Genomic DNA, 20,085 nt, shown 5'->3' with positions numbered 1-20,085 from the left:
AGGGCGTTAAAATGTCGGCCAGTATACACAGCCACTATGGTGGGCCAAACCCCGTCCGGCGGTGACGCCGTCGGAACTTAGCTTTAAACTGCCACTCCCTTTTCCATCGCCCTCTTTTAACTCAGCCACGAGTGGAATCCATGACTACCACGCCTAAACCTTTGGTCCTGATTATTCTCGACGGCTTCGGTCACAGTGAGAGCCCTGAATCCAACGCCATCTTTGCGGCGAAGAAGCCCGTACTGGACCGTCTGTGGGCCACCGTGCCGAACGGCCTGATCTCGGGCAGCGGCATGGACGTCGGCCTGCCGGACGGCCAGATGGGCAACTCCGAAGTCGGCCACATGAACCTCGGCGCCGGCCGCGTGGTGTATCAAGACTTCACACGCGTGACCAAATCGATCCGCGACGGCGAGTTCTTCGAGAACCCGACCATCTGCGCCGCTGTCGATAAAGCCGTCGCTGCCGGCAAAGCCGTGCACTTCATGGGCCTGCTGTCCGATGGCGGCGTTCACAGCCACCAGGATCACCTGGTTGCCATGGCTGAACTGGCTTTCAAGCGCGGCGCCGAAAAAATCTATCTGCACGCCTTCCTTGATGGTCGCGACACACCCCCGAAAAGCGCCCAGTCGTCCATCGAACTGCTGGATGCGGCCTTCCAGGCCCTCGGCAAAGGCCGGATCGCCAGCATTGTTGGCCGTTACTTCGCCATGGACCGCGACAACCGTTGGGACCGCGTATCCCAGGCTTACAACCTGATTGTCGACGGCAACGGCGAATTCAACGCTGCCACCGCACAGGAAGGCCTGCAAGCCGCGTATGAACGTGGCGAGAGCGACGAATTCGTCAAAGCCACTTCCATCGGCGAGCCGGTGAAAGTCGAAGACGGCGACGCCGTGGTGTTCATGAACTTTCGCGCCGACCGCGCCCGTGAACTGACCCGCGTGTTCGTCGAAGACGATTTCAAGGAATTCGAACGTGCCCGCCAGCCGAAACTGGCCGGCTTCGTCATGCTGACCCAGTACGCCGCCAGCATTCCTGCACCATCGGCCTTCGCCGCGGGCAGCCTGGATAATGTGCTGGGCGACTACCTGGCGAAAAATGGCAAGACCCAGCTGCGCATCGCCGAAACCGAGAAGTATGCCCACGTGACCTTCTTCTTCTCCGGCGGCCGTGAAGAACCGTTCCCGGGCGAAGAACGCATCCTGATCCCGTCGCCAAAAGTCGCCACCTATGACTTGCAGCCCGAGATGAGCGCCCCGGAAGTCACCGACCGCATCGTCGATGCCATCGAAAACCAGCGTTACGACGTGATCGTGGTCAACTACGCCAACGGCGACATGGTCGGCCACAGCGGCGTGTTCGACGCAGCCGTTAAGGCCGTTGAATGCCTCGACCTGTGTGTTGGCCGCATCGTCGATGCCCTGGAAAAAGTCGGCGGTGAAGCGCTGATTACTGCCGACCACGGCAACGTCGAGCAAATGGCCGACGAATCCACCGGCCAGGCACATACCGCCCACACCACCGAACCGGTGCCGTTCATCTATGTTGGCAAGCGTGACTTCAAGGTTCGCGACGGCGGCGTGCTGGCGGATGTGGCACCGACCATGCTGATGTTGATGGATCTTGAGAAACCAGCTGAGATGACCGGCACGTCGATTCTGGTGTAATCCGGCCTAACAAACGCCGCTAAACCCTGTGGGAGCGAGCTTGCTCGCGATAGCAATCTGACAGTCAACATCTACGTTGAATGTTATGGCGCCATCGCGAGCAAGCTCGCTCCCACATTGGTTTTGGAGTGTTTTCAGAGGTAACTCTGCTCCGGTTATCACACAGCCCCAATTGGGCGTTTTTTTTGCAGCGCTTGGCGGGCATACTAGGCCGTCCCTTTCCCTGGTGTCGCCCGCCTCTATGCTTCGCGTCCTGATAGCCCTTGCTCTGACATGCCTGCTCCAACCGGCCTTTGCTGACGAGCGCGCGCAAACCCAACAACAGTTGGACGCCACGCGTCAGGACATTGCCGAGCTGAAAAAACTGCTGGGCAAGCTCCAGGAAGAAAAATCCGGTGTGCAAAAAGACCTCAAAGGCACCGAGACCGAGATGGGCAAGCTCGAGAAGCAGGTCGACGCCCTGCAAAAAGAGCTGAAGAAAAGCGAATCCGAGCTGCAGCGACTCGATGCCGAGAAAAAAAAACTCCAGAGCGCGCGGATTGAACAGCAGCGACTGATCGCCATTCAGGCCCGCGCGGCCTATCAGAACGGCCGTCAGGAGTACTTGAAGCTGCTGCTCAACCAGCAGAACCCGGAAAAATTCGCCCGCACCCTCACCTATTACGACTACCTGAGCCAGGCCCGCCTGGAGCAGCTGAAGAATTTCAACGAAACCCTGCGCCAACTGGCTAATGTCGAAAAAGACATCGCCATGCAACAGGCGCAATTGCTGGTGCAGAAAAGCAGCCTCGACAGCCAGCGCGACGAACTCGACAAAGTCCGCAAGGAGCGCCAGCAAGTCCTGGCCAAGCTCAGCGACGACGTGAAGGCCCGCGATCAGAAGCTGGCAGCCCGCGAGCAGGATCAGGCAGACCTGTCTAAAGTCCTTAAAACCATTGAAGAAACCCTGGCCCGTCAGGCCCGTGAGGCAGAAGAAGCGCGGCAAAAAGCGCTGATCGCCCAGCAGGAAGCCGAAAAAAAGCGTTTACGTGAGGCTCAGGCTGCAGCAGATGCAGACGCCACTGACGCCCCACGCAAACCCGTTAAATCGACACCCGGCGCACTGGTTTCAAGTTCAGGCGAGACCTTTGGTGGCCCCTTTGCTTCAAGCCGGGGAAAACTTCCCTGGCCAGTTGATGGTCGACTGCTGGCACGCTTTGGCGAAACCCGTGGCGACGACGCCCGCACCAAGTGGGACGGCGTGATGATCAGCGCCTCCGCCGGCAGCCAGGTGCACGCCGTGCATGGCGGTCGCGTGGTGTTCGCCGACTGGTTGCGAGGCGCCGGGCTGCTGGTGATTCTCGACCACGGCAACGGTTTTTTGAGTCTTTATGGTCACAACCAGACGCTGCTCAAGTCTGCGGGTGACGTGGTTAAAGCCGGTGAGTCCATCTCCACTGTGGGTAGCAGTGGCGGGCAGGACACACCAGCGCTGTATTTCGCTATTCGTCAGCAGGGTCACCCGAGTGATCCGGCGCAATGGTGTCGTGCGCAAGGATAAGTACGCCATCTACTTCAGGAGTTCGTTCGACATGCTGCATTTGTCCCGCCTTACCTCGCTGGCCCTGACGATCGCCCTGGTGATCGGCGCGCCTCTGGCATTTGCCGCTCAACCGGCCCCGGCAGTCGCGCCTGCGGGCACTGCTGCGACCACCAAGGCGCCATTGCCGCTGGAAGAGTTGCGCACCTTTGCCGAGGTCATGGATCGGATCAAGGCCGCGTATGTCGAACCGGTGGACGACAAGACCCTGCTGGAAAACGCCATCAAAGGCATGCTCAGCAACCTCGACCCGCACTCCGCCTACCTGGGCCCGGAAGACTTCGCTGAGTTGCAGGAAAGCACCAGCGGCGAATTCGGCGGCCTGGGCATCGAAGTTGGCGCTGAAGATGGTTTCATCAAGGTGGTTTCGCCGATCGATGACACCCCGGCCTCCAAGGCTGGCATTCAGGCCGGCGACTTCATCGTCAAGATCAACGGCCAGCCGACCCGCGGCCAGAGCATGACCGAAGCCGTGGACAAGATGCGCGGCAAGATCGGCCAGAAAATCACCCTGACCCTGGTGCGCGACGGCGGCACGCCGTTCGACGTAACCCTGGCCCGCGCCATCATTCAAGTGAAGAGCGTGAAGAGCCAGCTGCTGGAGTCCGGCTACGGCTACATCCGCATCACCCAGTTCCAGGTCAAGACCGGCGAAGAGGTCTCCAAGGCCCTGGCCAAGCTGCGCAAGGACAACGGCAAGAAGCTCAAAGGCATCATCCTCGACCTGCGTAACAACCCGGGCGGCGTGCTGCAAGCGGCGGTTGAAGTGGTCGACCACTTCATCACCAAGGGCCTGATCGTTTACACCAAGGGCCGTATTGCCAACTCCGAACTGCGCTTCTCCGCCACCGGCAAGGACGAAAGCGAAGCCGTGCCAATGGTCGCGCTGATCAACGGCGGCAGCGCCTCGGCCTCGGAAATTGTCGCCGGCGCCTTGCAGGATCAGAAACGCGCGGTGGTCATGGGCACCACCAGTTTCGGCAAAGGCTCGGTACAAACCGTGCTGCCGCTGAACAACGACCGCGCACTGAAGATCACCACGGCGCTGTATTACACGCCGAACGGCCGCTCGATCCAGGCTCAGGGCATCGTCCCGGACATCGAAGTGCGCAAGGCCAAGATCACCAACGAGCAGGACGGCGAGTACTTCAAGGAAGCCGATCTGCAAGGTCACCTGGGCAATGGCAACGGCGGCGCCGACAAACCGACCAGCTCCAGTGGCAAAGCCAAGGCGATGCCGCAGGATGACGACTACCAGTTGGCCCAGGCCCTGAGCCTGCTCAAAGGGTTGAGCATCACCTCCGGCCGCTGAGATGCGCCTGCGGTTCATCCTCGGCTTGCTGTGCTGTCTGGCGGGTGTTGCTCATGCAGCGCCCGTCGCGACGACGCCTCAAACGGCCTATCTAAGCCTGATCATCGATGACCTGGGGCAGAACCTGCCCCGGGATCGCCGCGTGTTGGCCCTGCCCGGCCCCGTCACCACGGCGATCATGCCCGACACACCCCACGCCACCGAATTCGCCCGCGAAGCTCACCGCGCCGGCAAGATCGTCATCCTGCACATGCCGATGGACCCGGCCACCGGGCCGTTTGCCTGGCATCCCGAGTTGCCCATAGAAGAACTCGAAAAGCGCCTGAACGCGGCGTTACAGGCTGTGCCGTACACCGCTGGCATCAACAACCACATGGGCAGCCGCATGACCTCTCAGCCAGCCGCCATGTCCTGGTTGATGGCCGACTTGCAGCGCCGACACAAGTTCTTCGTCGACAGCCGCACCAGTGCACAAACCGTGGCGGCCGCCGAGGCGCAGAAGATTGGTTTGGCGAGCGTTTCGCGGGATGTGTTCCTGGATGACGAGCCCACTGAAGCCGCGATCTTTACTCAGCTACAGACGGCTATCACCCTGGCGCGCAAACAGGGTTCTGCGGTGATGATCGGGCATCCGTATCCGCAGACATTAGCGGTACTTGAACGTGAATTACCCAAGCTCAAGGCTCAGGGCATTGACTGGATCGACATCAAACAGATGATCAGCGTGCGCGGCAATCGTGCAACGGCAGCGCACGGCAAGGATGGCCAGTACCGCCTCCCGACCGCCCGATAATTCCTCGCAGCCCACTCCATTTCGCGATAACTATTTATACCTGCCGGTACACCGCCGCGTGCCACGATAGCGCTCACACTGAATTTCATCACCAAGGAATGGACATGAAATACCTTAGCTTCTTTTGCTTCGCAGGCCTGATTGGCCTGCTGGCTATTTCCGCAGTGCAGGCCCGCGATCTGGGCGAAGGCGCCGTCAACGACTCACCGTCAAGGGCACTGCAAAACAGCGAACATCTTTATGAACTCTGGAGCGGCGTGGGACGACTCAATCTCCAATCAGGCTTGACCTGCAGCGCCGTTCTACTGGATACGCGAAACAGGCAAGGCCGAGCCACCGGCCCTGCTTACCTGCTCACCAGCGGTCATTGCGTGTTGTTTCAGTACGGTTCGGCGCGGACCAATCTGCCTTTTAAAGCCAACGTCACCTTCCACTACTTTCATGACATGCCACAGCGTAAGCGCCGATACGCCATCCGGACTGCCCGATGGAGCAGTCTGGTCGGGACCGATCTTGCAGTACTGGAGGTCGACGCAACATTGGCGTCGCTGATACAGGCCGGGGTCAACCCGCTCAAGCTGGCGCCCCATCAAACCAACGAGAGTCATGATGCGCTTAACATTGGCGCGCCGGGCGGCTTTACCGAACAAGGGCTTCGACTGAGTGCCTGCGCTGAACAAACCGCCGGAACGTTCATCGATCACCCCGGGGTGTTCCCTTTGGCCATGAAAAACAACTGCGACCTTCACGGTGGCAGCTCCGGCAGCCCGATGCTGAACCGCCGCACCAATGAAATCACCGGCATCGTCAGTAAAGTCGTGATCTCGCGCAATACCCCAGCGCCGCCAGATTGTGAGCACTCGACGTCTTGCAAGGCCGCCCGTTTCAACTACAGCTACTCTGCCAACTTTCTGCACAACTGCTTTATTGACAGTGTCTTCACCAGCGATGGGGCGAACTGTTCGTTGGAGCCGGTCGAGCTGACTGTCACGGAGCCCTGGAAGCTCAAGTCATACGTTCATAGAACGCAAAACGCGGATGAGCAGATCGTATTGCCTACGTGGGACTTCAGGTTCTCCCTCGAGGCGCCCTTCTATCGCTACAAAACGGTCCATAACGCCAGGGACTGCAAAGTTTCCGACAATTACAGCGCCGCCATCAGCGCTGAAGATGCTTACATCAATACTGAAATCGGGCCACAAAGCGGCGCACATGCACTGTGCATTATCGGCGTCGCCTCAGGGGAACTGCAGCTGACAAGGGCGATGTTGAATAACGTGTTTACAAGTGCCGTGTACTTGAGCGCGACGCCGGCTCCGTCTCAGGTTGTATCGAAGTGATGGTTACAGATACTTCGCCATGATGTCGTCCACCACGCCTTCCTTGCGCAGCTGATCCAGCGCTGCCTGAAGCTTGGCGACGACGTCATCCGGCACGTCCTTGTTCAATGCCAGGTACAACTCGGCACTGTTAAATCGCAGCACGGTCTTGAGCCCGGTCACACCGTCCTGGCGAGCCAGGTAACGTCCGGCCGGATCACCCGTGGCCCACAGATCAATCTGGCCATTGACCAGCTTCTTCGCGTTGTCCTGATCCCGCAGCACGACTATCGGCTTCAATCCCTGCTTGGCCAACGTCTCGGCAATCGCATCGCCTTTATACGCACCAATCTTGTATTTGCGCGCCTGCTCCAACGACTCAAGGCTGATCTTGCTATCGGCCTTGGCCAGCATGATCCAGTCATCCGGCCCGATCGGGCCAACCCACTTGAACAGGTTCTCGCGGTCCGGCAACCGCGCCATCACAAATACGCCGTAACCGGGCTTCTCCAGGGCGAGTTTGTAGATTCGCTCCCAAGGGAAACGCAGCGTCAGGCTGTAGGTGACTTCGGCACGTTTGAACATTTCGCGGACGATGTCCACCGCGATGCCGTTGATGTTCTCGTCCTGAGCGAAGTTCTTGCCGTTCTTCGCCATGTTGTACGGGGGGAAATTTTCAGTCAGCAACACCAGACCGGTGTCGGGATTTTCTGCGGCATGCGCCCCATTGACGAGCAATAGAGAAGCACCGGCGAGGGCAAGAAGAAGGCGTCTAAGCATGTCTGGCTACCGAAATCCATGGCGTACCCAAGAGTGCCCTGAGCCCGCCATGATGTCCACTGGCCTGTATCGGTTTGTTTAGCGCATCACGATGCCGCGATGAGCCATGTAGGCCTTGGCTTCCTGCACGGTGTATTCGCCGAAGTGGAAAATACTCGCCGCCAATACGGCGCTGGCGTGGCCTTCGATAATGCCGTCGGCCAAATGCTGCAGGTTGCCGACGCCGCCGGACGCGATTACCGGAATCCCCAGCGCATCGCTGATGGCGCGGGTGACGCCCAGGTCGAAGCCGTTTTTCATGCCGTCCTGGTCCATGCTGGTCAGCAGGATTTCACCGGCACCGAGGCCTTCCATCTTCTTCGCCCATTCAACGGCGTCGAGACCGGTAGGCTTGCGACCGCCGTGGGTGAAGATTTCCCAGCGCGGGGTTTCGCCCGGCAGCGAAACCTTCTTCGCGTCGATGGCAACGACGATGCACTGCGAACCGAAATGCTGAGCCGCTTCACCAACAAACTCAGGGTTGAATACCGCAGCAGTGTTGATCGAAACCTTGTCCGCGCCAGCATTCAGCAGATTGCGAATGTCCTGCACGGTACGCACACCGCCACCCACGGTCAGCGGGATGAACACCTGGCTGGCCATGCGCTCGACGGTATGCAGCGTGGTGTCGCGGCCATCGACGCTGGCGGTGATGTCGAGAAAAGTAATCTCGTCGGCACCCTGCTCGTCGTAGCGACGGGCGATTTCCACCGGGTCACCAGCATCGCGGATGTTCTCGAACTTGACGCCCTTGACCACCCGGCCGTTATCCACGTCCAGGCAAGGGATGATGCGTTTGGCCAGCGCCATGGTCAGTCCTCAGCCTTTGTACGAATCGCAGAAAGCTTGCGCTTCAGCGACATCGAGAGTGCCTTCGTAGATCGCCCGGCCAGTGATGGCGCCGATGATGCCTGGCGCCCTGGCGTCGAGCAGCGACTTGATGTCACCCAGATTGTGGATACCGCCCGAAGCGATGACCGGAATCTTCGTCGCAGCGGCCAGGGCAGCGGTGTACGAAACGTTGCAGCCCTGCATCATGCCGTCTTTGGCGATGTCGGTATAAACGATCGCGGACACGCCGTCGGCTTCGAATTGCTTGGCCAGGTCGATCACCTGAATGGTGCTGATTTCAGCCCAGCCGTCAGTGGCGACAAAACCGTCTTTGGCATCCAGACCGACGATCACTTTGCCCGGGAACGCGCGGCAAGCTTCAGCAACGAAAGCCGGATCTTTCACGGCTTTGGTGCCGATGATCACGTAGCTCACGCCCGCTTTCACGTAGTGTTCGATGGTTTCCAGAGAGCGGATACCGCCGCCGATCTGGATCGGAAGGTTCGGGTAGCGCTTGGCGATGGCGGTGACCACTTCGCCGTTGACCGGCTGGCCTTCGAAGGCGCCGTTCAGGTCGACCAGATGCAGACGACGGCAACCGCCCTCCACCCACTTGGCAGCCATGCTCACCGGGTCATCGGAGAACACCGTGGAATCTTCCATGCGGCCCTGGCGCAGACGAACACAGGCACCGTCTTTAAGATCGATAGCGGGAATAATCAGCATCTGGCAAACCTTCAAATTCGATTGTTCAGCTTCGCTCGAAAATCAGTTTTTCTCGAGCGCCCACAAGTCGCTTTCGATGCTTTCGAACCTCTCTTTGAGGTGCGTCTGCACATCGAAAATCGCCCTGTTGTAATAGTGCGGCGCAATTTCACGGGTAAACAGCTCAAGGATTTCAGCCGCTTCGAACGAACCCAGGTCCAGCTCGAAGCGATCTTCCATAAAGCGCTTGATCTTGTGATTGGCCTCGTTCTCCTGTTCAGGAGTGAGGGTCAGGATCGGCGGTTTGGATTTCTTGACGGCCATTTACCAGCGACCATCCCACGCGGCGAAGTTCTGCAGCAATTGCAGGCCATGGGTATGGCTCTTCTCCGGGTGGAACTGCACGGCGAAACGCGAGCCATCGGCCAGCGCCGCGGCGAAATCGACACCGTAGTGACCGCCACCCACCACTTGCCGCGGGTTGCCGGCAGCGATGTAGTAGCTGTGCACGAAGTAGAAACGCGCCAGGTCCGGAATGTTGTGCCACAGCGGATGTGTGACCGTCTGCTTCACTTCGTTCCAGCCCATGTGCGGGACTTTCAGGTGTTCGCCATCTTCGTGCAGGTCTTTGCCAAAGAACTTCACCGCGCCCGGAAACAGGCCGATGCAGTCGACGCCGTCGTTCTCTTCACTGCTGTCGAGCAAGGCTTGCATGCCGACGCAGATGCCGAGGAACGGGCGGTCCTGGCTGACTTCGCGCACCAGCGAATCGAAGCCCAGGCGACGGATCTCCGCCATGCAATCGCGAATCGCGCCGACACCGGGAAATACCACCCGGTCGGCTTCGCGAATCACGTCGGCATCACTGGTGATCAAGACCTTGCCGGCACCGACGTGCTCGAGGGCCTTGGCCACCGAGTGCAGGTTGCCCATGCCGTAATCGATAACCGCGACCGTCTGCATTACAGAACGCCTTTGGTCGACGGCATCTGACCGGCCATGCGGTCATCGAGCTCTACAGCCATGCGCAGTGCGCGGCCGAAAGCCTTGAACACGGTCTCGATCTGGTGGTGGGTGTTGTGCCCACGCAGATTGTCGATGTGCAGGCTGACGTTGGCGTGGTTGACGAAGCCCTGGAAGAATTCCTGGAACAGGTCAACGTCGAAACCGCCGACGGTGGCGCGGGTATAAGGAACATGCATCTGCAGGCCAGGACGGCCGGAGAAGTCGATCACCACGCGCGACAGCGCTTCATCGAGCGGCACGTAGGCATGGCCGTAGCGACGGATGCCTTTTTTGTCGCCGATGGCTTTGGTGAAGGCCTGACCCAGGGTGATACCGACGTCTTCCACCGTGTGGTGGTCGTCGATATGCAGGTCGCCCTTGCTGACAATATCCAGGTCGATCAGCCCGTGACGGGCGATCTGGTCCAGCATGTGCTCAAGAAAAGGAACACCGATATCAAATCGGGCCTTTCCGGTGCCATCCAGGTTGATCGAGGCTTTGATCTGGGTTTCCAGAGTGTCGCGCTCGACTGACGCCTTACGTTCGGCCATCACCAGCTCCGCAAAATCATTGGGCGAAAAAGGCAACCATTATAGGGGCGCGGGCGCCAAACAGAAACACGGGAGGTGATTTCACTGACGGAGTGAATCCCGTGTTGTCGGGGATAGACATGTCAGTACAAGCCAGCAAACCCAGATTCTGTACCTTGAGGAGATCAAATGTGGGAGCGGGCTTGCTCGCGAAAGCGGTGTGTCAGCCAACATCAATGTCGACTGACACACCGCTTTCGCGAGCAAGCCCGCTCCCACAGGGGTTTTGCGTTAGTGGAACAGTACTGCGGTTTTCTGCAGGGTCACCCAAACACCCCACGCCAACGGAATACCCACCACCAGCCACGCAGCCACTGCCAAAGGCTTGGTGCCCGCATCCGCTTTCCACTCCAATACGGTGCTGCTGTCAGCCCCCTTGTCGTGGCCCAGCGCCTGTTCGGCAGCCAGCTCAGCGTCGGTCATGAAGTACTTGTCAGCCACCGGACGCACCAGCAGGTTGCAGATGAAACCCAGCACCAGCAGGCCCGCAAGGATGTACAGGGTGATGTCGTAAGCCGCGGCGCGTTCAACGCCGATGCTCAGCTGATACTCACGCAGGTAGTTCACCAACACCGGACCCAACACACCCGCCGCCGCCCAGGCAGTCAGCAGACGACCGTGGATCGCGCCGACCATTTGCGTACCGAACAGGTCCGCGAGATACGCAGGGACAGTCGCAAAACCACCGCCGTACATCGACAGGATGATGCAGAAGGCCGCTACGAACAGCGCAACGTTGCCCAGGTGACCGAGGTTCGGGATCAACGCGTACAGCGCAAAACCGAGGGCGAAGAACACGAAATAGGTGTTTTTACGGCCCAGGTAATCCGAGAACGAGGCCCAGAAGAACCGGCCACCGATGTTGAACAGACTCAGCAAACCAGTAAATCCGGCAGCAATCGCCGCGATCGAGGCCAGTTGCCCAGCGTCCAGTTGACCAAACGTCTGGTCAGTGCCCAGCAATTTACCGGCGAACACTTCCTGCAACAGCGGCGAAGCCATGCCGAGGATGCCGATACCTGCCGAAACGTTCAGGCACAGCACCAGCCACACCAGACGGAATTGCGGGGTTTTCCACGCCACGTTCACGTGGACGTGACGGTGGGTGATCATCGCGTTGGAAGCTTTCTTCGCCGGAGCCGTCCAGCCTTCAGGCTTCCAGCCGGTTGGCGGAACGCGGTAGGACAGTGCGCCACCGATCATGAACACGAAGTAGATCGCGGCCATCACCAGGAAGCTCTGCCATACGCCGACGCTGGTTGGCGAAGCGAAGTGGCCCATCAAGGCTGCGGCCAGCGGAGCACCAACCATCGCGCCACCACCGAAACCCATGATCGCCATGCCGGTCGCCATACCGCGCTTGTCCGGGAACCACTTGATCAAGGTCGAGACCGGCGAGATGTAACCCAGGCCCAGGCCGATACCGCCAATGACCCCGGAGCCGCTCCACATCAGCCATATCTGGTGGGTATAGACCCCCAGCGCTGAAATCAGCAGACCGCCACACCAACACAGTGCCGATACAACGCCAGCCTTGCGTGGCCCGGCGTGTTCCAGCCAGCCGCCCCAGATGGCGGCCGAGCAACCGAGGAAGATGAAGAACAGGGTGTAGATCCAGCCGAGCATCGAGATCGGCCAGTCGCATTGGGACGAGAATACTTGCGAGATGAAGCTCATGTCCGGTGCGCAGGTCACTGCCTTGGTCACACCCAGGGCTTTGGACAGTGGCAACCAGAACACCGAAAAGCCGTAGGCCATGCCGATGCACAGGTGGATGGCCAGAGCGGCCGGTGGTACCAGCCAACGGTTGAAACCGGGCTTGGCGATGATGCGCTCCTTGGACAGGAACGCGGGCTGGTCGGCTTTGAGGCCGTCCGCCGTGATGCTCGTGGTCATTGTGTATCCCCCAATTATTAGAATGGTTCGTCAGCGCTCCTCACCCCCAGCCTTTATGCGCACGCATGACTGTTTTTGAGGTGAAGCTCCATTTTGGTGCGATATCACGTCGCAGAAGGACGGACGAACCGGCAGAGGTTACCATCTGTACGTGACAGAAAAATCAAAGTGATATCACCTTTTGTATGTCATCAGTTCTCGTACCTGAAGGAGCCCTCATGCCGATCATTGTCGAGCCGCTAAACGAAGCCACTTATCAGGATCAGCAAGATCTGCAGAAGATCTACCGCGATGCGCCGGACTGGCTGTTTGCCCCGTTTGCCGGAGATTTGCAGTTGATCGAAAGCTGCCTGCTGGACGGTTCGCTGATCGCCGGCCGCTTCAACGATCGGCTTTTGGGCGCGGCACGCCTGCAACGGCACTCGGATGTCTGGCATCTGTCCCAACTATGCGTACGAAAAATTACCCGTCGTCGTGGCGTGGCCGAGCGCCTGGTGAATGAAGCGCAGAAAATGGCGTCGCAATCGGGCGCGACATTGCGCTTGCTGGCGCCTGCCGGGCATCTGGAGGCGCAAGCGCTGGCGGCCAAACTGAAAATACCGCTGGATGTATTTCCGACGTGATCGCTGACCGGTCGTCCGCTACGGAGCGCTATACTCCCCGGCTAAATTTCGAATTCGACTAACTACAAGGACTCGCCCATGAAAGCGTTCGGCAAAATCCTGGGTCTGGTACTTCTCGGGCTGTTGCTGATCATTGTGGCGCTGGGCTTTGCCCTGACCCACCTCTTTGATCCCAACGACTATAAAGACGAGATTCGCCAGATAGCCCGCGACAAGGCCCACATCGAGCTGACGCTCAATGGCGATATCGGTTGGAGCCTGTTCCCGTGGCTGGGCCTGGAATTGCACGAAGCCAGCGTCGCGACCCTGGCCAAGCCCACCGAGCCGTTCGCTGACTTGCAGATGCTTGGCTTGTCGGTCCGTGTGCTGCCGCTGCTGCGCCGTGAAGTGCAGATGAGCGATGTGCGCGTCGAAGGCCTGAACCTGCGCCTGACCCGCGACAAGGACGGTCACGGCAACTGGCAAGACATCGGCAAGGTACCGGCGCCGGCCACTCCGCCCGCGACCACTGGCGAACCAGCGACCGAGACCACCGCCCAAGCGGAAAAACCGGCGCAGCCAATTCGCCTGGACATCGACAGCCTGACCGTCAACAACGCCCGCGTTGAATACAGCGACGAAAAAACCGGCAAGCAATTCAGCGCCGAAAGCATCCAGCTGAGTACCGGCCCGGTGCATGACTCCACGAACATCCCGGTCAAGCTCACCGCGTTCCTGGGCACCAACCAGCCGGTCTTGCGTGTCCGTACCGAGCTCAACGGCGAGCTGCGTTTCGAGCGCGCACTGCAGCGCTACAAACTCGAAGACATGAAACTCTCTGGCGAAGTGGCTGGCGATCCGCTGCAAGGCAAAACCATGACCTTCGCCGCCCAGGGCCAGTTACTGCTCGATAAAGCCGCGAACGTCTCCGAATGGACTGGCATCAAGATCTCTGCCAACCAACTGCGCGCATTGGGTGAACTGAAGGTCAACGACCTCGACAAAACCCCGCAAATCAGCGGCGGCCTGTCGATCGCCCAGTTCGATCTGGCGAAATTCGTCGACAGCATCGGCCAGAAGCTTCCGGCGATGGCTGACGGTAGCCTGAGCAAAGTCGAGTTAGTCAGCCGTCTGGCTGGCACGCCGACCAGCGTGGTGCTCGACAACATCAACCTGAAAGTCGATGACAGCACCTTCAGTGGCCGCATCGCCGTCGAGGACTTCGCCAAACAATCGCTGCGGGCGACCCTCAAGGCCGACACCTTCAACGTCGACCGTTACCTGCCGCCAAAATCCGCCGAAGCCAGTAGCGCGACGCAGGTGCGTCAGGCCGAAGTGGCCAGCACCGAAGCCGATGCCTTGGCTGGTCCGGGCAGCACGCCGCTACCGCAAGCACCGACCAAAGACGCGTGGAGCAACGAGCGCCTGCTGCCGGTGGAACGCCTGAGCAAACTCGACGTAGACGCTGACCTGACCTTCGGCCAGCTGACCCTCGATAAATTGCCGATCCAGAACGCTGCGCTCAAAGCCACAGGCCAAGGCGGTCTGCTGACACTGGAAAGCCTTCGCGGCGACCTGTACGACGGCAACTTCGACGCCAAAGGTACGCTCGACGTGCGCCAACAGGTGCCAGCGCTGAACATGCAGACGAGCATCAGCAAAGTGCCGGTGGAAAAAATCCTTGAAAGCCAAGGTAAAAATCCACCGGTCAAAGGTCTGGTGACGCTCAACAGCAACCTGACCGGCAACGGCAACAGCCAGAAAGCGCTGATCGAAACCCTCAACGGCAACGCCAGTTTCGTCATCAACAACGGCGTGCTGCTCAATGCCAACCTCGAACAACAGCTGTGCAAAGGCATCGCCACCCTGAACCGTAAATCCCTCAGCGGCGAGCCTCGGGGCAAGGACACACCGTTCCAGGAGCTCAAGGGCAACCTGACCTTCCGTAACGGCGTGGCCAGCAACCCGGACCTGAAAGTGCGCATCCCGGGCATGACCGTCAACGGCGACGGCGATGTCGATCTTCGGGTGTTGGGCATGGACTATCGCGTGGGCGTTATCGTCGAAGGCGACAAGAGCGACATGCCGGACCCTGCCTGCCAGGTCGGCGAGAAGTTCGTCGGCATCGAGTGGCCGCTGCGCTGCCGTGGTCCGCTGGAACTGGGCGCCAAGGCTTGCCGCCTCGATAACGAACGCATGGGCGAGGTCGCGAGCAAACTGGCCGGCGAACGGATCAGCGAAAAAATCGACGAGAAGCTTGGCGACAAGGTCAGTCCTGAACTGAAAAACGCGTTGAAGGGGCTGTTCAAGCGATGAGAGCCGAGCAGTTTTCATCGGCGGTGCTGGACTGGTACGACCGCCACGGCCGCCACGACTTGCCTTGGCAACAAGGCATCACCCCGTATCGGGTGTGGGTCTCGGAAATCATGTTGCAGCAGACCCAGGTCAGCACCGTGCTGAACTACTTCGACCGCTTCATGGCCTCGCTGCCGACGGTCGAAGCCCTGGCCGCCGCGCCGGAAGACGAAGTCCTGCACCTGTGGACCGGCCTCGGTTACTACACCCGTGCGCGCAATTTGCAGAAGACCGCGAAGATTGTTGTCGCCGAGTACGGCGGCGAGTTTCCGCGGGATGTGGAAAAACTGGTTGATCTGCCGGGTATCGGCCTGTCCACGGCGGGCGCCATCGCCAGCCTGAGCATGGGCCTGCGGGCGCCGATCCTCGACGGCAACGTCAAACGGGTGCTGGCGCGCTTTACCGCGCAAGAGGGTTATCCGGGCGAGCCAAAGGTCGCCAAACAGCTGTGGGCGAACGCTGAGCGCTTTACACCGCATGATCGGGTCAACGCCTACACCCAGGCGATGATGGATCTGGGCGCCACACTTTGCACCCGCAGCAAGCCGAGCTGCCTGCTCTGCCCGCTCGAAAAGGGCTGCGAAGCGCACATGCTTGGCCTGGAGACGCGCTACCCGATCCCCAAACCGCGTAAAGTCGTGCCACAGAAGCGCACGCTGATGCCGATGCTCGCCAACGGCGAAGGCGCGATTCTGCTTTACCGTCGCCCTTCCACGGGCTTGTGGGGCGGTCTATGGAGCCTGCCGGAACTCGATGACCTCGACGACCTGCAACATCTGGCTTCGCAGCATTCGCTGGAGCTTGGCAGCCAACAGGCGCTGCCGAGCCTGGTACACACCTTCAGTCATTTTCAGTTGTCCATCGAACCCTGGCTGGTTCAGGTCCAGGAGGCCGGCAATCACGTGGCCGAGGCCGACTGGCTCTGGTATAACCTCGCCACCCCGCCGCGCCTGGGCCTTGCCGCCCCGGTCAAAACCTTGCTCGAACGCGCGGCCGCCGTATTGAACGCAGGAGAGTCGTCATGACCCGCACCATCATGTGCCGCAAGTACAAAGAAGAATTGCCCGCCCTGGAGCGCGCTCCATTTCCAGGCGCAAAAGGTCAGGACATTTTTGACCATGTCTCGGCCAAAGCCTGGGCAGACTGGCAAAAGCACCAGACTCTGCTGATCAACGAAAAACGCCTGAACATGATGAACGCCGAAGACCGCAAATATCTTCAGGGCGAGATGGACAAGTTCTTTTCCGGCGAGGAATACGCCAAGGCTGACGGCTACGTTCCGCCGGCTGAATAATCCCGCTTTTTCGAGGGTCGGAACGTAAGCGACGGTAATAATTAAAATTTTTTTGAAAACTTTCTTGACGACCCCCTGAAAAACCAGTTTAATGCGCCCCGTTGCCCAGATAGCTCAGTCGGTAGAGCAGGGGATTGAAAATCCCCGTGTCGGCGGTTCGATTCCGTCTCTGGGCACCAAATACCGAAAACCCTGAATCGCAAGATTCAGGGTTTTTTTATGTCTGGGATTTAATGAGGCACTGTTCCAGCCGCTATCGAAGCGCCGGACGAAGCATCAATTCCCCACCCCCTGTCGACGCCAGCACGCGCCTGTAACGCTTGCCGAGGCCGAGTCCCGACAAGCCGTTACAGGCATTGGTGATCGGCCCTTCTTGATAGTCTCTCGGGTCTGTCGGAACGCTCCGTATGCTTTAGCGGAAATGGATGACATACGCTGATCATCGGATTGGGCAGAATCGGAACAGAAGCTGCCGCATAACCGGGAGCAGATACACAACAGGGATGTAGACAATGATTGACGCTATTAAACCGGACGTCGAAACCGCTGAGCTTACTGAACAAGAAATCAGGACTTTCAGCTTTGATACTCGGCAGTCAACATTGCTTCACAAATTCGCCGAAGAACTGGCCGCCATCGGCGGGCCACAGGCATCAGGAGCCAAGTCCAAAGCCTCTCTGGCAACCACCGAATTAAAGTCCTCGTTTTCGAAAGACCAATGTGAACTGCTGGATGCCTACTCCGATGGCCTTGTTTCCGTGTTGATCTTTGAAGGCCTGCAAAAAATCACCGATGTCAGCCCTCCAAATGAACTGCCTGACCTGACATCCCTGGAAAATCGATACGACGTCCTTTGCCTGGCCGCACGTAATCAGATCTTGTTGAAACTGGTGGATAACAGTGCCTTTGCCTATGACATGGACAACGAAGGAAAACTGGTTCGATTGGTGGCCAACTTCAAGGGTGGCGGGCTCATCAAAATCAATGCCGAGACGGAAATCATAGAACTGAGTTCCCATTCCGGCCTCGCGCTTGGCCCGCACACCGAGGCGCCTTACTGGTGCGCCGTGAACGCGAAAGACGGGCACTCGCCCTCTCCGTCGTCGCTCATACTTTCCGCCTTGTGGAACCCGAGCCTGGAACCTACTCGGATCATTCCACTACCTCCCATACTCGAAAAAATTGGCGTCACCAACTGCCTCGCACTGACCACGGATAACTTCCAGTTCACTCGTAGTGACTCCTTTGTCAGTGGCAAAGGGGAAGATGGCCGCAACGTTTCGATTCTGGAGTTCGACGACAAGGTCGGGTTCGCAGCCCGCTTTAACTCGTATCGCTTTTCGGTCAATGACAACGTCTCGACCTTTGTCAAAACGGCTTACACCGCCCTTTGCCGGGGTGTGGGCGAGGCAACCCCGGTTGAATACACACTGACCCAGGAGTCGGCCATGGCCATCAATAACATCCGGGCTTTGCACTGTCGCGATGTCATCAAAGACAACAGACGAGTCCTGGTTCGCATTTTCGGACTTTCAAAATTTTCTTCCCCTCTCGTTATTTCAGAGGACCCGTTACTGCTGCAGGGCTGATTTTTCAAGTATTCAGGCCGTTGAACGACCCGTCATTTGATGACTGGCCAATAACGATAAAGAGGGAATGTAATGTCTTGGGATGTCATTGGCATGTTGGCGCTCGTCGCTTTTTGCGCCGGTTTTTTTGATGCGATTGCCGGTGGTGGCGGCTTGATCACCTTGCCTGCTTTGTTTCTGGCAGGCTTAGATCCGGTCAGTGCAATTGCAACGAACAAGTTCCAGGCCGCGTCGGCAACTATTTCGGCCACTGCAACCTTTGCACGCAAAGGAATGATCGAGTGGCGCGAGGGCCGTTTCCTGGTTATCTGCGGATTTATTGGCGGCGCCAGTGGTGCCTTGCTGGTCAGCTCAGTGGATAAGCGCTATCTGGAAGTTTGCGTGCCTATTATGCTGATTCTGGTGGCGATCTATTTTGCGCTCTCTCCAAAGCTGGCCAATGAAGATCGACGCAAGAGAATCGGAATTCTGCTTTTTTCGTTTACCGTGGCGCCGATCCTGGGCTTTTACGACGGTATATTTGGCCCCGGTGTAGGCTCTTTCTTTATTGTCGGGTTTGTACTTCTTTGCGGCTTGGGCATGATGCGGGCCATGAGTTTTACCAAACTTGCCAACGCCTCATGCAACCTGGGTTCTCTGTCGGTCTTCATTACCAAAGGTGTGATTATCTGGCCGATTGCCATAGCCATGGCTTTGGCGGCCTTTATCGGCGCTCAACTGGGCGCACGGGCTGCTGTTCGGGTCGGACCACGGTTGATTAAACCCATGTTGATCGTTGTCTGCTGCGCATTAGCCATCAAGCTGCTAAGCGTAGAAACCAATCCTTTGCGCGTCGCGGTCCTCAATTCATTAGCTTCGTTATGATTACCGGTGCGGCGCCGACCAGTTCTTGCTTTCAACTTTGATCGCAGCCGACCCGCCCTGCGCATTACTTTTTATAGACTTTAGAGGGCTATCAACTTGAAGGTCGCGCGCTGTCAAATCCCCGTGCCGGTGGTTCGATTTCGTCTCTGGAACCAAATACCGAAAACCCTGAATCTCAAGATTCAGGTTTTTTTTATGACTGCAATTTGATCAGGCGCTTTTTCTCTGCCTTGCTCGCGACACTTCTCTCTCGCCCATCCTTAGCTATTCGTCACCATTCCAATGGAAGACCAGATTGCGAGCAGTGCCGCTTCCGACATCCGTCGTGTCATGTCGCGCCTCACCATTGCGGGTCGCGACAACGGTGTACTTGCCAGGAGGTAGCTGAACGTACACCAGCGGGCCAGCCTGACTCAGCGTCAGCACCGTTTGCCCTGGTACTGTCTGAATGACCACATTCACATCGGGAACGTATTTGTTCTCCACACCGATGGAGAAGGTCATGTGCAGGTTGTACCCAGTGGCTTGCTGGATGGCCTTTGACTCATCCTCGCCAACACCACCGGACAAGTAAGCGATCCCGTTTTGCTCTTGCCTCTGGACTTGCACGCCCGAGCTGTCGACGGGCTCAAGGCTGGCAGCGCTCAACATGACGGGAAACATCAATACGCCGACAGCGGCGATGGGCAACAGGAGTGAATGGAGGTACTTCATGGTGGCGGCTCCCGGGCTCCGCAGAACCCAATCGTTTCCCCTGTTAGATTTCCTGCTGATTGGCCAAGTTTTAGATTAATTAGTACTTGGGTTCACTGCGAATCGGCCTACACGTTGTATTCCTCAAGCGCGGATTGCCGTCGGCGTG

General features: G+C 58.6%; 19 protein-coding genes and 1 tRNA gene. 12 read left to right on the top strand and 8 right to left on the bottom strand.

The annotated features are described in order from the left end of the window. Positions 1–140: 140 nt before the first annotated feature. The 5 genes from gpmI to ACMXYH_RS02630 all read left to right on the top strand — a co-directional run bounded on the left by gpmI (position 141) and on the right by ACMXYH_RS02630 (position 6,694). Positions 141–1,670, top strand: a complete 1,530-nt coding sequence (gpmI, locus tag ACMXYH_RS02650) for a 2,3-bisphosphoglycerate-independent phosphoglycerate mutase (RefSeq protein ID WP_134419600.1) — start codon at positions 141–143, stop codon at positions 1,668–1,670. A gap of 241 nt (positions 1,671–1,911) precedes the next feature. Next, on the top strand, positions 1,912–3,210 hold the full coding sequence (locus ACMXYH_RS02645) for a murein hydrolase activator EnvC family protein (protein ID WP_056745475.1): 1,299 nt from the start codon (positions 1,912–1,914) through the stop codon (positions 3,208–3,210). A gap of 31 nt (positions 3,211–3,241) precedes the next feature. Beyond that, complete coding sequence (locus ACMXYH_RS02640) at positions 3,242–4,561, top strand: S41 family peptidase (RefSeq protein ID WP_129445084.1); 1,320 nt, start codon at positions 3,242–3,244, stop codon at positions 4,559–4,561. Between the two features lies 1 nt (position 4,562). Beyond that, complete coding sequence (locus ACMXYH_RS02635; RefSeq protein WP_415766217.1) at positions 4,563–5,354, top strand: divergent polysaccharide deacetylase family protein; 792 nt, start codon at positions 4,563–4,565, stop codon at positions 5,352–5,354. 98 nt (positions 5,355–5,452) lie between these two features. Then, positions 5,453–6,694 carry a trypsin-like serine peptidase gene (locus ACMXYH_RS02630; RefSeq protein ID WP_415766216.1) on the top strand — a complete coding sequence of 414 codons (1,242 nt, stop codon included), beginning with the start codon at positions 5,453–5,455 and terminating at the stop codon, positions 6,692–6,694. A gap of 3 nt (positions 6,695–6,697) precedes the next feature. Here the strand turns inward: ACMXYH_RS02630 and ACMXYH_RS02625 are convergent, their stop codons facing one another. The 7 genes from ACMXYH_RS02625 to ACMXYH_RS02595 all read right to left on the bottom strand — a co-directional run bounded on the left by ACMXYH_RS02625 (position 6,698) and on the right by ACMXYH_RS02595 (position 12,519). Then, complete coding sequence (locus ACMXYH_RS02625) at positions 6,698–7,453, bottom strand: substrate-binding periplasmic protein (protein ID WP_129439270.1); 756 nt, start codon at positions 7,451–7,453, stop codon at positions 6,698–6,700. 78 nt (positions 7,454–7,531) lie between these two features. After that, the gene (gene hisF, locus ACMXYH_RS02620) at positions 7,532–8,302 is read right to left on the bottom strand and encodes an imidazole glycerol phosphate synthase subunit HisF (RefSeq protein ID WP_121731627.1); all 771 of its coding nucleotides are present in this window, start codon (positions 8,300–8,302) and stop codon (positions 7,532–7,534) included. 9 nt (positions 8,303–8,311) lie between these two features. Continuing rightward, complete coding sequence (hisA, locus tag ACMXYH_RS02615) at positions 8,312–9,049, bottom strand: 1-(5-phosphoribosyl)-5-[(5-phosphoribosylamino)methylideneamino]imidazole-4-carboxamide isomerase (RefSeq protein WP_415766215.1); 738 nt, start codon at positions 9,047–9,049, stop codon at positions 8,312–8,314. Positions 9,050–9,091: 42 nt separating this feature from the next. Then, positions 9,092–9,352 carry a DUF2164 domain-containing protein gene (locus tag ACMXYH_RS02610; protein WP_054616495.1) on the bottom strand — a complete coding sequence of 87 codons (261 nt, stop codon included), beginning with the start codon at positions 9,350–9,352 and terminating at the stop codon, positions 9,092–9,094. After that, complete coding sequence (hisH, locus tag ACMXYH_RS02605) at positions 9,353–9,991, bottom strand: imidazole glycerol phosphate synthase subunit HisH (protein WP_076028989.1); 639 nt, start codon at positions 9,989–9,991, stop codon at positions 9,353–9,355. Continuing rightward, the gene (gene hisB, locus ACMXYH_RS02600; protein ID WP_129439274.1) at positions 9,991–10,584 is read right to left on the bottom strand and encodes an imidazoleglycerol-phosphate dehydratase HisB; all 594 of its coding nucleotides are present in this window, start codon (positions 10,582–10,584) and stop codon (positions 9,991–9,993) included. The genes hisH and hisB overlap by 1 nt, the downstream gene beginning before the upstream one ends. A gap of 270 nt (positions 10,585–10,854) precedes the next feature. Continuing rightward, on the bottom strand, positions 10,855–12,519 hold the full coding sequence (locus ACMXYH_RS02595) for an OFA family MFS transporter (protein ID WP_415766214.1): 1,665 nt from the start codon (positions 12,517–12,519) through the stop codon (positions 10,855–10,857). A 218-nt stretch (positions 12,520–12,737) separates the two neighbouring features. On the opposite strand from ACMXYH_RS02595, the gene ACMXYH_RS02590 reads away from it, so the two are divergent. From ACMXYH_RS02590 to ACMXYH_RS02560, 7 genes are all read left to right on the top strand, one after another. Next, a complete protein-coding gene (locus ACMXYH_RS02590) occupies positions 12,738–13,142 on the top strand; it encodes an acetyl-CoA sensor PanZ family protein (RefSeq protein WP_415766213.1) in 405 nt (134 codons plus the stop codon). 78 nt (positions 13,143–13,220) lie between these two features. Further along, the gene (locus ACMXYH_RS02585) at positions 13,221–15,437 is read left to right on the top strand and encodes an AsmA family protein (RefSeq protein ID WP_415766212.1); all 2,217 of its coding nucleotides are present in this window, start codon (positions 13,221–13,223) and stop codon (positions 15,435–15,437) included. Next, positions 15,434–16,501 (top strand): A/G-specific adenine glycosylase, encoded by a 1,068-nt coding sequence (gene mutY / locus ACMXYH_RS02580; RefSeq protein ID WP_415766211.1) that lies wholly within the window; start codon positions 15,434–15,436, stop codon positions 16,499–16,501. Before ACMXYH_RS02585 ends, mutY begins: the two co-directional genes overlap by 4 nt. Beyond that, positions 16,498–16,770 (top strand): oxidative damage protection protein, encoded by a 273-nt coding sequence (locus tag ACMXYH_RS02575; protein ID WP_008149405.1) that lies wholly within the window; start codon positions 16,498–16,500, stop codon positions 16,768–16,770. The genes mutY and ACMXYH_RS02575 overlap by 4 nt, the downstream gene beginning before the upstream one ends. Before the next feature lie 103 nt (positions 16,771–16,873). Next, positions 16,874–16,949, top strand: a tRNA-Phe gene (locus tag ACMXYH_RS02570). A 333-nt stretch (positions 16,950–17,282) separates the two neighbouring features. Continuing rightward, positions 17,283–18,359 (top strand): hypothetical protein, encoded by a 1,077-nt coding sequence (locus ACMXYH_RS02565; RefSeq protein ID WP_415766210.1) that lies wholly within the window; start codon positions 17,283–17,285, stop codon positions 18,357–18,359. 72 nt (positions 18,360–18,431) lie between these two features. After that, entirely contained in the window at positions 18,432–19,223 is a 792-nt protein-coding gene (locus ACMXYH_RS02560; protein WP_129439286.1) for a TSUP family transporter, read from the top strand. A 264-nt stretch (positions 19,224–19,487) separates the two neighbouring features. Here ACMXYH_RS02560 and ACMXYH_RS02555 read toward each other — a convergent pair whose 3' ends face one another. After that, complete coding sequence (locus tag ACMXYH_RS02555; protein ID WP_415766208.1) at positions 19,488–19,937, bottom strand: carboxypeptidase regulatory-like domain-containing protein; 450 nt, start codon at positions 19,935–19,937, stop codon at positions 19,488–19,490. Between the last annotated feature and the right edge of the window lie 148 nt (positions 19,938–20,085).

Origin of the sequence: Pseudomonas frigoris (assembly GCF_047758635.1) — a bacterium.
In the GTDB taxonomy this organism is placed as follows: domain Bacteria; phylum Pseudomonadota; class Gammaproteobacteria; order Pseudomonadales; family Pseudomonadaceae; genus Aquipseudomonas; species Aquipseudomonas frigoris.
This window is presented reverse-complemented; position numbering and strand designations above follow the sequence as displayed.

Bases quoted from the DNA above. Each gene is read 5' to 3' on its own strand.
- ACMXYH_RS02610 (WP_054616495.1), bottom strand. From the start codon at position 9,352: ATGGCCGTCAAGAAATCCAAACCGCCGATCCTGACCCTCACTCCTGAA.
- ACMXYH_RS02645 (WP_056745475.1), top strand. From the start codon at position 1,912: ATGCTTCGCGTCCTGATAGCCCTTGCTCTGACATGCCTGCTCCAACCG.
- ACMXYH_RS02595 (WP_415766214.1), bottom strand. From the start codon at position 12,519: ATGACCACGAGCATCACGGCGGACGGCCTCAAAGCCGACCAGCCCGCG.
- hisB (WP_129439274.1), bottom strand. From the start codon at position 10,584: ATGGCCGAACGTAAGGCGTCAGTCGAGCGCGACACTCTGGAAACCCAG.
- ACMXYH_RS02575 (WP_008149405.1), top strand. From the start codon at position 16,498: ATGACCCGCACCATCATGTGCCGCAAGTACAAAGAAGAATTGCCCGCC.
- mutY (WP_415766211.1), top strand. From the start codon at position 15,434: ATGAGAGCCGAGCAGTTTTCATCGGCGGTGCTGGACTGGTACGACCGC.
- ACMXYH_RS02560 (WP_129439286.1), top strand. From the start codon at position 18,432: ATGTCTTGGGATGTCATTGGCATGTTGGCGCTCGTCGCTTTTTGCGCC.
- gpmI (WP_134419600.1), top strand. From the start codon at position 141: ATGACTACCACGCCTAAACCTTTGGTCCTGATTATTCTCGACGGCTTC.
- ACMXYH_RS02630 (WP_415766216.1), top strand. From the start codon at position 5,453: ATGGACATGAAATACCTTAGCTTCTTTTGCTTCGCAGGCCTGATTGGC.
- hisA (WP_415766215.1), bottom strand. From the start codon at position 9,049: ATGCTGATTATTCCCGCTATCGATCTTAAAGACGGTGCCTGTGTTCGT.
- ACMXYH_RS02635 (WP_415766217.1), top strand. From the start codon at position 4,563: ATGCGCCTGCGGTTCATCCTCGGCTTGCTGTGCTGTCTGGCGGGTGTT.
- hisF (WP_121731627.1), bottom strand. From the start codon at position 8,302: ATGGCGCTGGCCAAACGCATCATCCCTTGCCTGGACGTGGATAACGGC.
- ACMXYH_RS02565 (WP_415766210.1), top strand. From the start codon at position 17,283: ATGATTGACGCTATTAAACCGGACGTCGAAACCGCTGAGCTTACTGAA.
- hisH (WP_076028989.1), bottom strand. From the start codon at position 9,991: ATGCAGACGGTCGCGGTTATCGATTACGGCATGGGCAACCTGCACTCG.
- ACMXYH_RS02555 (WP_415766208.1), bottom strand. From the start codon at position 19,937: ATGAAGTACCTCCATTCACTCCTGTTGCCCATCGCCGCTGTCGGCGTA.
- ACMXYH_RS02585 (WP_415766212.1), top strand. From the start codon at position 13,221: ATGAAAGCGTTCGGCAAAATCCTGGGTCTGGTACTTCTCGGGCTGTTG.
- ACMXYH_RS02625 (WP_129439270.1), bottom strand. From the start codon at position 7,453: ATGCTTAGACGCCTTCTTCTTGCCCTCGCCGGTGCTTCTCTATTGCTC.
- ACMXYH_RS02590 (WP_415766213.1), top strand. From the start codon at position 12,738: ATGCCGATCATTGTCGAGCCGCTAAACGAAGCCACTTATCAGGATCAG.
- ACMXYH_RS02640 (WP_129445084.1), top strand. From the start codon at position 3,242: ATGCTGCATTTGTCCCGCCTTACCTCGCTGGCCCTGACGATCGCCCTG.